Origin of the sequence: Leeuwenhoekiella sp. A2 (genome assembly GCF_047946655.1) — a bacterium.
GTDB lineage: Bacteria > Bacteroidota > Bacteroidia > Flavobacteriales > Flavobacteriaceae > Leeuwenhoekiella.
Map to the genome: position 1 here is coordinate 1413999 of NZ_CP172311.1, position 11889 is coordinate 1425887.

At 39.5% G+C, this 11889-nt stretch carries 8 protein-coding genes; 2 read left to right on the forward strand and 6 right to left on the reverse strand.

The window, feature by feature from the left end:
- Positions 1-25 precede the first annotated feature (25 nt).
- On the forward strand, positions 26-1177 hold the full coding sequence (locus tag ACH3PA_RS06345) for an ATP-binding protein (RefSeq protein WP_416446074.1): 1152 nt from the start codon (positions 26-28) through the stop codon (positions 1175-1177).
- 15 nt (positions 1178-1192) lie between these two features.
- Here the strand turns inward: ACH3PA_RS06345 and ACH3PA_RS06350 are convergent, their stop codons facing one another.
- The 5 genes from ACH3PA_RS06350 to ACH3PA_RS06370 form a co-directional block, all read right to left on the reverse strand.
- Positions 1193-1825 carry a lipoprotein signal peptidase gene (locus ACH3PA_RS06350; protein WP_416446072.1) on the reverse strand — a complete coding sequence of 211 codons (633 nt, stop codon included), beginning with the start codon at positions 1823-1825 and terminating at the stop codon, positions 1193-1195.
- A 36-nt stretch (positions 1826-1861) separates the two neighbouring features.
- A complete protein-coding gene (locus tag ACH3PA_RS06355) occupies positions 1862-2482 on the reverse strand; it encodes a hypothetical protein (protein ID WP_416446070.1) in 621 nt (206 codons plus the stop codon).
- Between the two features lie 97 nt (positions 2483-2579).
- Entirely contained in the window at positions 2580-2963 is a 384-nt protein-coding gene (locus tag ACH3PA_RS06360; protein ID WP_416446068.1) for a TraR/DksA family transcriptional regulator, read from the reverse strand.
- A 4-nt stretch (positions 2964-2967) separates the two neighbouring features.
- Positions 2968-6414, reverse strand: coding sequence for an isoleucine--tRNA ligase (gene ileS / locus ACH3PA_RS06365; RefSeq protein WP_416446066.1), 3447 nt, complete (start codon positions 6412-6414; stop codon positions 2968-2970).
- Positions 6415-6563: 149 nt separating this feature from the next.
- The gene (locus ACH3PA_RS06370) at positions 6564-7877 is read right to left on the reverse strand and encodes a serine hydrolase domain-containing protein (RefSeq protein ID WP_416448471.1); all 1314 of its coding nucleotides are present in this window, start codon (positions 7875-7877) and stop codon (positions 6564-6566) included.
- Positions 7878-8212: 335 nt separating this feature from the next.
- Between ACH3PA_RS06370 and ACH3PA_RS06375 the strand changes: the two genes are divergently transcribed.
- Positions 8213-8887: an RDD family protein gene (locus ACH3PA_RS06375; protein WP_416448472.1), complete on the forward strand. Its 675-nt coding sequence runs from the start codon at positions 8213-8215 to the stop codon at positions 8885-8887.
- A gap of 592 nt (positions 8888-9479) precedes the next feature.
- On the opposite strand, the gene ACH3PA_RS06380 is transcribed toward ACH3PA_RS06375, so the two are convergent.
- Positions 9480-11885 (reverse strand): TonB-dependent receptor plug domain-containing protein, encoded by a 2406-nt coding sequence (locus tag ACH3PA_RS06380; protein ID WP_416448473.1) that lies wholly within the window; start codon positions 11883-11885, stop codon positions 9480-9482.
- Positions 11886-11889: the final 4 nt, after the last annotated feature.

Here is an 11889-nt window from a genome sequence, read left to right on the forward strand (position 1 = left end):
TTGGGCGTCCCAAATCATACATTTAATGGTAAACAAGCCTGCAAAAAAACGTAGCCGAATTATGTCATTTTTCGGCGGCGGTTCATCATCTCTCCCTTCAGATCAGGAACAAGAAAAATTCTATTATGAACAAATAGCTTCTTTAACGGGAGCCGGAGGTTTTAATGTAGATTTTATCGAAAAAAAAACTTTTTTTGATAATCAACTTCGTACTATTCTAGAAACTCCAGAAGGATACAAACCCTCTTTAAAGCATACCTTACACTACTACGACATGGATTTTCACAATGTGGTAGCTAAAAATTTTGAAAGCGTTAAAAAAGGGAAAGCTTTTGAGCACGAACTTAAAATGATTACCTACACCAATAAAGTTTTTTGGGCAAGAGCCATTGGTAAACCCGTTTTTGGCGATAAAAGCAAGGTAATAGGTTTAAGAGGAGTAGTTATTAACATAGATGAAGAGAAGAAAAAAGAGATGGCTTTACAGAAATCTCTTGAGATCATAGAAGCTAATAATCATCGGCTTTTCAAGTTTGCAAATTATGTTTCCCACAACCTTAAATCTCACGTAAATAATCTTGAGCTCACGTCTCAACTTGTTGATGAAGGCAGTTTAAAAGAAGAGCAGGTAGAACTATTTAATAATTATAGGGAAATTGCCAAAAGCCTTTCTCGCACTGTTGCCCAACTTAATGAGGTTGTTTCTATACAAAATCGAGGAACAGAAAAACGAGTTCCCGTAAATCTGCAGGATGTGCTGGATAAGTGTGTAAATGAACTACAACCATTGATCTCAAGGGAAGAGGCTTACATTTACTCAGATTTCTCTGAAGCGCCCGAGGTGATGTATATACAAGATTTTATGGATAATATCTTCTATACACTCATAAAAAACGGCATAAATAGTAAGAAAATCGGTCGTAAACCTGAAATAAAGGCCTACAGTCTTGATGATAACGGTAAGACTTCAATTGTTATAGAAGACAATAGCGCCGGTATAGATATGGAGAAAGATCAGGATCGTATTTTCCACATGTCAAAAAGCAGCAGCTTTGAGAATGATAACCATTCGGTAGGTTTGTTTATCGTAAAAAACCAGGTAGAAGCTCTGGGCGGAAAAATTTCTGTAGTAAGTAAATTAGGTTACGGCACCAAGTTTATAATCACTTTGTACTAGCCAAATAATCTAAAATTATTTAACTACGAGTTCCTCTTTTTCAACTTTTTCTGGCTGCGAAAACGCCTTCTTATTAAATACAAGTAGCAATCCCACGCCTATGCTTATCGCTGCATCTGCGATATTAAAAACAGCATTAAAAAAGGTAAAATAAGAACCGCCCCATACAGGCAGCCACTCAGGAAGATAACCCTCCCACATTGGGAAGTATAACATGTCTACAACTTTACCGTGTAAAACAGTGCCATAACCACCATCTTCAGGTAAAAACGTGGCTACATGCCCAACACTGTTGTCAAATATTAAACCGTAGATTACTGAGTCAATAATATTACCAAACGCACCGGCAAAGATCATCGCTATAGCAGTTATAAGAATTCTAGATCCGTTCTTTTTTACGGTGTCATATAACCAATAGCCAATTAATGGCAAAATACCTATTCTAAAAAGAGTAAGAATAAGTTTGCCGTAATCACCGGGTATCTTTGCTCCCCAGGCCATGCCTTCGTTCTCTACAAAAAGAATCTTGAACCAGCTAAAAACCTCAACTTCTTCACCTAAGACAAAATGAGTTTTTATGTAAATCTTACTAATTTGATCTATTAGTAAAACTAAAATTATGATGCCTACGGCCTTTTTTATCGACATGATGTTGCATTAAAGCGAAGCGCAAAAATAGCTAATTTATTTAGACTGGCTTACAGTGATGTTGCCATCTATACTCGATAATTCTAAACGGTGAACCGGCGCTTCTATTTCATCAATTAATAATTTGCCATGCCGGCTGTGAGCCTGTATTGAGCTACTCGTCGTTTCTACCATTATATCACCCCTATTTGTATTAATAACGCCATTTCCTGTGAAATCTAATAAGTAACAATCACCGCTAGACAGGTTTATATTTACATATTTATAATTGCCGCTTGCATGAACAGAGGCTAAAGCAGAATCTACCCACAGATCAAGATTCCTGGGCATGGTAATATCAATCTCTACAGACATGACTTTGTGCGCTGCGAGCTTATCATCAAAAGCTTCAAAATCTGGAGTTCTTCCTACCGTAATAACAACAAGATCATTTTCAACCTTAGTGTTTATAAGAACGCTTTCATAGGTTTCTCCTTCAATTCCTGAAGAGATTACCACATCTTTAGTGTCTCCCGCTATAATGTTTACTCTAAAAATCTGGTCAGAATTGACAAAAATCCCCTTTAAACCGGCTAATTCCAGCTGATCTACAGTGTGCTTTTGACCAAATGATAACGCGGTCACAACAAGCATTATTAAGATTATTACTTTACGCATAGGTGCTCACACTCAACAAAAAACGCTCCATAAAGGAGCGTTAATAGATTTCAGAACATTTTATAACAATGAGAATTTAAATCCCACTTAATAAGTATTACTTCTGCATATTTTTTGCTTCAATGCTCAATGTAGCATGAGGCACAAGTTTAAGGCGGTCTTTATTTATAAGCTTGCCTGTTACTCTGCAAATACCATATGTCTTATTTTGTATACGCACAAGAGCGTTTTTAAGGTCTCTAATGAACTTTTCCTGACGTATAGCCAGCGCAGAATTTGCTTCTTTGCTCATTGTCTCGCTGCCTTCTTCAAAAGCTTTGAAAGTAGGCGAAGTATCATCTGTGCCATTATTTCCATTATTCATATAAGCACTCTTAATAAGATCAAGATCACTTTGTGCTTTATCAATTTTTTGCTGAATTAGCTGGCGGAACTCCTCGAGCTCTGCATCGCTGTACCTTTCTTTAATTTCGGTTGCCATAATACTAATGTTTTTTAATAGAAAGCCTTGTTTCTATATCGTCAAAGGCTATTTCTATACCGTTTTCAACTTCTTCTGCAACATCGAGATTTGCTGTGAGCGTCTCATTCTTTATATAATCCAGATTCTCGCGTACGGCTTTTGCAATCGTATCATCCTTCTGGAGTCTAACATCAATTTTGTCTGTCACTTCAAAACCTGAATCCTTACGTAAATTCTGTATACGGTTAACCAGTTCTCTGGCCACCCCCTCGCTGCGTAAATCTTCAGTTATTGTAACATCTAGTGCGACAGTGATAGCACCACTGCTGGCAACAAGCCAACCCTCGATGTCTTGTGAGCTTATCTCTACGTCGCCGGCGTCCAAAGTAACAATTTTTCCATTAATATCAACCTCAATTGCACCCTCTTTTTCAATAGTGGCGATATCTGCAGGGCCCATATTAGTTATTTTACTGGCAATGAGTCGCATATCTTTACCAAAACGAGGTCCTAATACCTTAAAATTAGGTTTTATGTTTTTTACTAAGATACCTGAAGCATCGTCAATTAGCTCTATCTCTTTTACATTCACTTCAGACTTGATAAGATCTTGTACCGCTGCGATCTCCTCACGTTGTGATTCATCAAGAACGGGTATCATTATACGCTGCAAAGGCTGTCTTACTTTTATCTTCTCTTTCGCCCTGAGCGATAGAACCAGTGAAGATATTGTTTGCGCATCCTGCATCTTACGCTCAAGCAGTTTGTCTATAAATGACTCATCACTTTTAGGAAACTGAGTAAGGTGAACGCTTTCAAAATTTTCTTTTCCTGTTACCGCGTTAAGGTCTTTATACAAACGATCCATAAAAAACGGAGCCACAGGAGCGCTTAATTTTGCGATAGTTAAAAGACAGGTGTAAAGCGTCTGGTATGCCGACAATTTATCAGGACCATATTCTCCTTTCCAGTAGCGTCTTCTGCTTAGGCGCACAAACCAGTTGCTTAGGTTTTCCTGCACAAAGTCTGATATTGCACGAGTAGCTTTTGTAGGCTCATAATCTGCATAGAACGCGTCAACTTTCGCGATAAGCGTGTGGAGTTCAGATAAGATCCAGCGGTCTATTTCTGGTCTGTCCTTCAACTCTACCTCATCTTCAGAATAATTAAAATTATCAAGATTAGCATAAAGCGAAAAGAACGAATATGTATTGTAAAGCGTACCAAAGAACTTGCGTTGAACTTCTGTAATACCATCAAGATCAAACTTGAGGTTATCCCACGGGTTTGCATTGGTGATCATATACCAGCGCGTTGCATCTGGACCAAAGGTATCAAGCGTGGTAAACGGGTCTGCCGCGTTACCCAGTCTCTTAGACATTTTCTGCCCGTTCTTGTCTAGCACCAGCCCGTTTGACATCACATTCTTATACGCCACATCATCAAAGATCATGGTAGCGATCGCATGCAATGTATAAAACCAGCCGCGTGTCTGGTCTACACCTTCTGCGATAAAGTCTGCTTTACGCCAGGTTTGCTCTACTTTTTCCTTGTTTTCAAAAGGATAATGCCATTGAGAATAAGGCATAGAACCAGAATCAAACCACACATCTATTAGATCTGCTTCCCGCTTCATGGGTTTTCCGCTTGCCGATACCAGAGTTATTTTATCTACAACGTTCTTGTGTAAGTCAATTTTATCATAATTGGCATCGCTCATATCACCAGCCACAAAATCTTCAAAAAGATCTTTTTCAAGCACTCCGGCTTCAACCGCTTTTGCCATTTCCGCTTTAAGCTCTGCCACAGAACCTATTATAATTTCTTCTTTACCGTCATCTGTTCTCCAGATAGGCAATGGTATTCCCCAATATCTTGAGCGAGAAAGATTCCAGTCATTTGCATTAGCCAGCCAGTTGCCAAAACGGCCTTCACCGGTTGATTTTGGTTTCCAGTTTATACCCAGATTGAGCTCATGCATGCGATCACGCACATCTGTCACTTTTATAAACCAGCTATCAAGCGGGTAGTACAGAATAGGCTTATCTGTACGCCAGCAATTTGGGTAACTGTGCACATATTTCTCAACCTTAAAGGCTTTATTTTCGGTCTTTAATTTAATTGCAATCTCAACATCTACGCTCTTTTCTGGTGCCTGCCCGTCGTCGTAATATTCATTTTTGACGTATTTGCCACCAAATTCTTTAAGCTCAGGGCGAAATTTACCCTGCAAATCTACAAGAGGAACAAGATTATCATTCTCATCTTTTACCAGCATAGGCGGCACTTCTGGCACGGCCTGTTTTGCCACCATAGCATCATCTGCACCAAAAGTTGGTGAAGTGTGAACAATACCAGTACCGTCTTCTGTGGTAACAAAATCGCCTAAAATCACCCTAAAAGCGTTCTCAGGATTATTAAAAGGCTTCACGTAATCTATTACCGGCTCATAACGCAGATCAACCAGATCTGCACCTTTACATTCGGCTAATATCTGATATGGTATTTTTTTATCGTTTTCGTTATAATTTTCAAAATCTGCATCACTTTCTGCCTGAAAGAATTTCTTATCAAACTGCTTGTTTACAAGAGCTTTCGCCAGAACCACATTTATAGGCTCAAACGTATACTGATTAAAGGTTCTTACTAAAACGTAATCTATATTCTTACCTACAGTCAATGCGGTGTTAGAAGGAAGCGTCCACGGTGTGGTGGTCCAGGCGAGAAACCCTGTTTCCCCCTCCCGGCCTCCCAAGGGGGAGATGTTTTCATTCAAGTTAAACGCTTTTTCAAAACGTTCCTGATTTTCCCCTTTGGGGGATAGGGGGAAAAAAGCCGTAACCGTTGTATCTGTTACATCCTGATATGTTCCGGGTTGGTTTAATTCATGCGAACTTAACCCTGTACCGGCCTTGGGAGAATAAGGCTGTATGGTGTAGCCTTTATAAATAAGGCCTTTATCATATATTTCTTTAAGCAGCCACCAGACTGTCTCCATGTATTTAGGCTTGTAGGTAATGTATGGATCTTCCATATCTACCCAATAGCCCATTTTTTCGGTGAGGTCGTTCCACACATCTGTGTAGCGCATTACCGCATTACGGCAAGCCTCATTATATTCTTCTACGCTTATTTTTTTGCCTATGTCTTCTTTGGTAATACCAAGCTCTTTTTCAACACCTAACTCTACCGGAAGACCATGCGTATCCCATCCCGCTTTACGCTTTACCTGAAAACCTTTTTGGGTTTGAAAACGGCAAAAAATATCCTTTATGGCTCGTGCCATAACGTGGTGAATACCGGGCATACCATTTGCAGACGGCGGTCCTTCAAAAAAAACGAATGGCTCGTTACCTTCTCTGGTTGTGATACTCTTTTCAAAAATGTCATTTTCTTTCCAGTAAGCGAGTATATCTTCGGCTACTTTAGGAAGGTCAAGACCCTTATATTCAGTGAACTTTGTGTTCATTTTTTGCGTTTTCTAATAAGTCTGCAAAATTACGCAATTTTGAGTAAAATGAAGCAACTCAACTGCCCAGAATAACCGCAACCGATTTTCTTGCCTAAAAGGCCAAAATTTAGCCATTATAAGGAGTTTTTTTACGCTTTCAAGATCATCTAATTCTCATTAAAATACCGGTAAAACACCTGCATAAGTGAAGGCCTAATGTGCAGATCATAAATTGCCGTATTGTTTCTGGTGGGATAAACGCGGTTTGAAAGAAAGACAAAAACCATCTTATTGTCAGGATCTGCCCACACAAAAGTGCCGGTAAAACCGCTGTGGCCAAAGCTATTCATGCTTACCTCGGGATTGGGCGACGCTTCTGCAATATCAAGAGTAGGATTATTAAGCAATGGCTTATCAAAACCCAATCCACGTCTGTTATCATTTTCAGGATATTGAACGCGTGTAAATTCTTTCAGTGTTCTTTTAGAAATATATCTGTGACCACCATAGGTTCCCATATTCATATACATCTGCATCAATTTTGCAAGATCATCTGCAGTAGCAAAAAGACCCGCATTACCAGAAACTCCGCCCATTAAACTCGCATTCTCATCATGTACCCAGCCGCGCACATAATTTTTGCGGTAAACCGAATCTTCTTCTGTAGGAATAATTTGCTCAATAGGAAAATCATGCTCCAGCGGATTAAACATAAAGTTTTCCGCGCCCAGCGGAGTATAAAAATTCTCCTGAACATAGAGTTCATAAGGCTCGCCAGTAAGATTTTCTATAATCTTTGGGAAAAGTAAAAAAGTCAACCCGGAGTATTTATATTTCTTTTCAGGAGAAATGTGAGAACGGTTAATCTTTCTATACATTTTGCGCACAAATCGCTTATTCATGTACAAATCATTATAGGTCTGTACCGAAAATCGGCGGGACTTCTTATCTCTTATAAATCTGTGTTTAAATTTTCCGTTCTTCTTGAGAACATCATTGAGAAAAACAATATATGGTTCTAATCCCGCCTGATGCGCCAGAATCTCACGCACCGTAATATCACGCTTATCTTTACGATGTTTCCAAGGTTTCCAGTACCTGCTAAACTTAGCATCAAGATTAATTTTACCTTCATCAACCAACTTCATTACGGCAGGCAAAGTGCCGGCAATTTTAGTTACCGAAGCCAGGTCATACAGGTCGTTATTCTCAACCGGTGTTATGCTGTCATAAGTCTGAAAACCAAAAGAGCGGTGGTAAATAATCTCGTTATCCTTTGCAACAAGAAGCTGAGCTCCCGGGAAAGCGTGAGATTGTATCGCAAACTTCATTATAGAATCTACCTGCTTGTTTATCTCCTCCTTGTTTATAGGAGCATACTGCAATGTAGAATCTGCCGCCGGCCCGCAGCCGCAATCAATTTGCGCTGATAAAGATGCCGTAAAACAGACTGTAAAAAGGGAGAGAAATAGAATTTTCATGTGGTAATATTGGCTTCCATAAATCTAAAACTATAATTACAAAGCAGACGATTTTAACCTATAAATTACCGAAAATTGATAGTTTTTAGGAGGTATTTATTAGTCAAACAAATATTTCGACAAGCTCAATAGGACATTTAAGGATTCAAGTGGATTTTGTAAACAATTCTGCATGAATCAAATAAACTTATATAGAAAAAAACCTCCTATTTTCAGGCAGAAATCGCCTTTAAAAGCTTAAAATCACCACTGTCCCTAAAGAATACGTTATGTCAGTCTGAGCCTGTCGAAGACAATCATCTTATTTCAATAAGATCAATAAAACCACAACAACTTTGTATTACAATAAGCCATTTTGGGTAAAAACTTTACATTTACCACCAAGATCAATTCTGCCAGGTGCAGACAAAAAAGACAAATATCGTCACCCCAAATTGACAAAAATGACTGAACCGGAAACTGAAAATACCGTCACACAAACCGAAGAATACGCAAAATTCTGGCCACGAGCGGGCGCTTACGTCCTCGATAATATTGTGATCGCACTCGCTTCTTTTACCATAAACTCCATTAATATTGCACAATTCAAAAGCTTCTGGCTGTATCTGCTTTTTGCCCTCATAGCTATTTTGTATAAACCTCTTATGGAAGCTAGATACGGCGCCACTTTAGGGAAAATGATTCTCAACTTGAGAGTCACAAATACCCAATACAATTCTATAGATTATACTACTTCTTTTTTGCGAAGCCTTATTTTTATTGTGCCACCGCTCCTGTATGTTCCGTTTTATTATTTAGCATTTCAAAATGCTGATCTGGATCAGTACAACGCCGTACTTGAATTTGGTAATGAATTTGCAAATGCATATCCACTTGTAGAGTGGATTGGTAATTTGAGTGTCATACTTCTCGCTGCCGATGTGGTTGTTCTCTTAACCGACAAGACCAAAACTCAAAGTTCACTGCACGACCGTATCGCAAAAACATACGTGATCCAGGAAAAGAAATAGAATGTTGTTCACGGTGACGCAAGGTTACAGGAACTTACAAAATCCAAATTTGAATACAACTGTCAGTCTGAGCATGTCGAAGACGATCCTGATATTTCGACAAGTTCAATATGACTTCATATTCCAAAAGTAACAACACATAAAAACCCCCTACTTTTTACTAAAAATCGGCTTTAAAGGCCGAAAATCGCATCTTAAATAAACACATTGCTCACTATTATGTACTTATTATAATATGATCTCTCCGAAAGTTGAGATAACAGCAGTCGTTTTTAGAACAACAATGTCATTCGGAATTTAGTTCAGAATCACATCCTGCAAGCGATATGGGACCCTGAAACCAGTTCAGGGTGACGCAAGGTTACAAATTTGAATACAATTGTCAGTCTGAGCATGTCGAAGACGATCTTGATATTTCGACAAGCTCAATATGACTTCATATTCCAAAAGTAACAACACATAAAAACCCCCTACTTTTTACTAAAAATCGGCTTTAAAGGCCGAAAATCGCATGCTAAGTTGACTGCTAATTGTCATTTCGTAAGAGGTACGATTGAGAAATTGCACCCTGAATCGAGTTCAGGATGACGAACTAAAAACTATATTTCAGTGCCAGGATCAAATTACGCCCTGGCGCAGAAATACCAGAAGAATACTGGCGATATCGCTGGTCTGTGATATTTTCTAACGCCGCTGTTGCCTGCCAGTTTGATGCGATCTGGTATTGTGTTGCAAAATTGATCGTGTACCACGAGGGTGAATACGGGTCACCGTTTGCATCAAGCGCATACAAATACGCATTGCTTTGCTGGGAAGGCGCCAGATCATTATAGTTAAATTGCCCGTTGTATTCCGCGAAAGCGTCAAGCTTAAGTTTCTTATTTTCCCAAACCAAATGTGTGTTGCCAAAAAGGGGCGCTGCATGCCTTAAAGGCGCGATGCTACCGTCGTCTTCCTCCTGATTTCCTTCCACAACATTCACGTGTGAGCGCAGGTTTAGATTCTTTGTGAATATGATATTCATCCCGGCCTCAAAGCCATAAACCTCAGCATTTGCAGCATTCTGAATCGCCTGCACGTTACTGGGTTCGCCCTGATAATCTATGACCGTTTCCCCGTTTAAACTATAATCGCGGCGCACCATAGCATTATCAAGTTTAGTGTAAAAAGCTGCAATGTCAAAAAATACAGCATTCTCAAAATTGAGCATAATTCCCATTTCGCCATTGTACGCATACTCCGCTTTTAGATCAGGATTAGGCACAACTACAGATCCCGGCTCGCTATCAAAGATCTTCCCGATGTCATCGATATTGGGTGCACGAAAAGCGGTAGAAAAATTAAGTCTCCATCCCAGAGTCTTATTGGTTTGCCAAGAGAGACCCAGCGAACCGGTCAAGTTACCCGTATTAATATCTGCCTCCGTAAATGGAAAATTGTAAAAAGTATCATCAAAAGTTGCGTCTAGAATTACCTGATTATACCGCAATCCTGACTGCAGATTTAAGTTTTCGCTTAAGCGAAATTTACCACTCACATAAGCCGCCAGCGATTGCCAGCTAGAGCCGTCAGGATATCTTGAGGCATCTGGCGAGGTTACGCCTGTTAGTATATTTATCTGTTCGCCTTTAGAATCAACCGTATTCAACACATATTCTAACCCGTAAAACAGCTGACTTTGCCCTATTTCTTTATTAAAATCAAGACCTAACGAATATGCATTTACATATTCACTGGTATTAAAAAGGATTTCTTCGCCAAAATCACGATCGTGCCGGCTCTCTTCAAAAATCTGAAAAGCTGCTGTTAGTTTGGCTTCATCATATACATTTCCGTTACCTTTTTTATTGATCTGCAGGTTACTGGAAAACCAGTTTTGTGGACCATAATACCACGCTGCAGAGCGCAAATTATCGCCTCTTTTTCGCGTTAAGCGGTCATATCTTGAATAGTCTGATGTTGTGCTGTAAATAAGGCCCAGATTAAAATCCCATGTTTCATTAGGCAAAAAACGCACCTTTTGCATCAGGTGCAATATATCAAAACCTGTGGGCACCTGCTTATTCTCATTGTCATTTGGCACCACTACATCTTCGCCATTAATACGCTCAACATATTCTGGGCGCACATAATCCTGGGGACCATTACTACCCATGCGCAAATCGTCATAATCTGAATAGCTTGCACTGGTAAGGAAAGCCCACTTTTCACCGCCAATATTGAAATCGAAGTGTCCTGTTTTTTCCTGATTGGCCGTAGAATATCGCGCAATCGCATTTCCTGTAAAAACCTGTTCTTCCTGTTGAAATGCGAACTGCGGTGTTTTAGTATAAAAGTTCATCACGCCTCCTATAGCATCACTCCCGTAAACCACAGAACCGGACCCCAGAATAACCTCTGCTCGCTCGATGGCGAAAGGATCTACGTTTATCACATTTTGCAAATTACCAGAGCGGAAGATCGCGGTATTCATACGCACACCGTCTACATTTATTAAAAGTCTGTTTGTAGAAAAACCCCGAATCATAGGACTACCGCCTCCTAACTGACTTTTCTGAACAAAAATTTCACCGGTACTTTCTAAAAGATCTGCTGCTGTTTGCGGATTATAGAATTCTACTTCTTCTGGCGAAAAAGTAACTACTTGCTGCGCTATTTCCTGTAACTGCTGCTTAAATTTAGCCACAGAAAGTACAACTTCATTGAGTTCGTTCTCATCGCTTATGAGATAAATTATATTGCCGTTTGCTATGATGGCAGTTTTAGTAGTTTTCTTATCAAGATGAGAAACGTGCGTGATTTGTATCATTTCTGTCGCTGTAAAAGCAGAAATATCTACTCGCCCGTCATAAGCAGTCACAGCCGAAGTTGTTTTGTTTGTATTAAATAGAGCCGCGTGTGTTACCGGCTTACGCGTTTCTTCATCAAGTATGGTGATCACTTGTGAAAACCCGCCAAAACTGATTAAAAAGAGGGCAAAACTTAGGGGAAATCGCATAAAG

Excerpts from the sequence above, each read along its gene's own strand:
- ACH3PA_RS06360 (WP_416446068.1), bottom strand. The coding sequence starts at position 2,963 with ATGGCAACCGAAATTAAAGAAAGGTACAGCGATGCAGAGCTCGAGGAG.
- ACH3PA_RS06345 (WP_416446074.1), top strand. The coding sequence starts at position 26 with ATGGTAAACAAGCCTGCAAAAAAACGTAGCCGAATTATGTCATTTTTC.
- ileS (WP_416446066.1), bottom strand. The coding sequence starts at position 6,414 with ATGAACACAAAGTTCACTGAATATAAGGGTCTTGACCTTCCTAAAGTA.
- ACH3PA_RS06370 (WP_416448471.1), bottom strand. The coding sequence starts at position 7,877 with ATGAAAATTCTATTTCTCTCCCTTTTTACAGTCTGTTTTACGGCATCT.
- ACH3PA_RS06355 (WP_416446070.1), bottom strand. The coding sequence starts at position 2,482 with ATGCGTAAAGTAATAATCTTAATAATGCTTGTTGTGACCGCGTTATCA.
- ACH3PA_RS06380 (WP_416448473.1), bottom strand. The coding sequence starts at position 11,885 with ATGCGATTTCCCCTAAGTTTTGCCCTCTTTTTAATCAGTTTTGGCGGG.
- ACH3PA_RS06350 (WP_416446072.1), bottom strand. The coding sequence starts at position 1,825 with ATGTCGATAAAAAAGGCCGTAGGCATCATAATTTTAGTTTTACTAATA.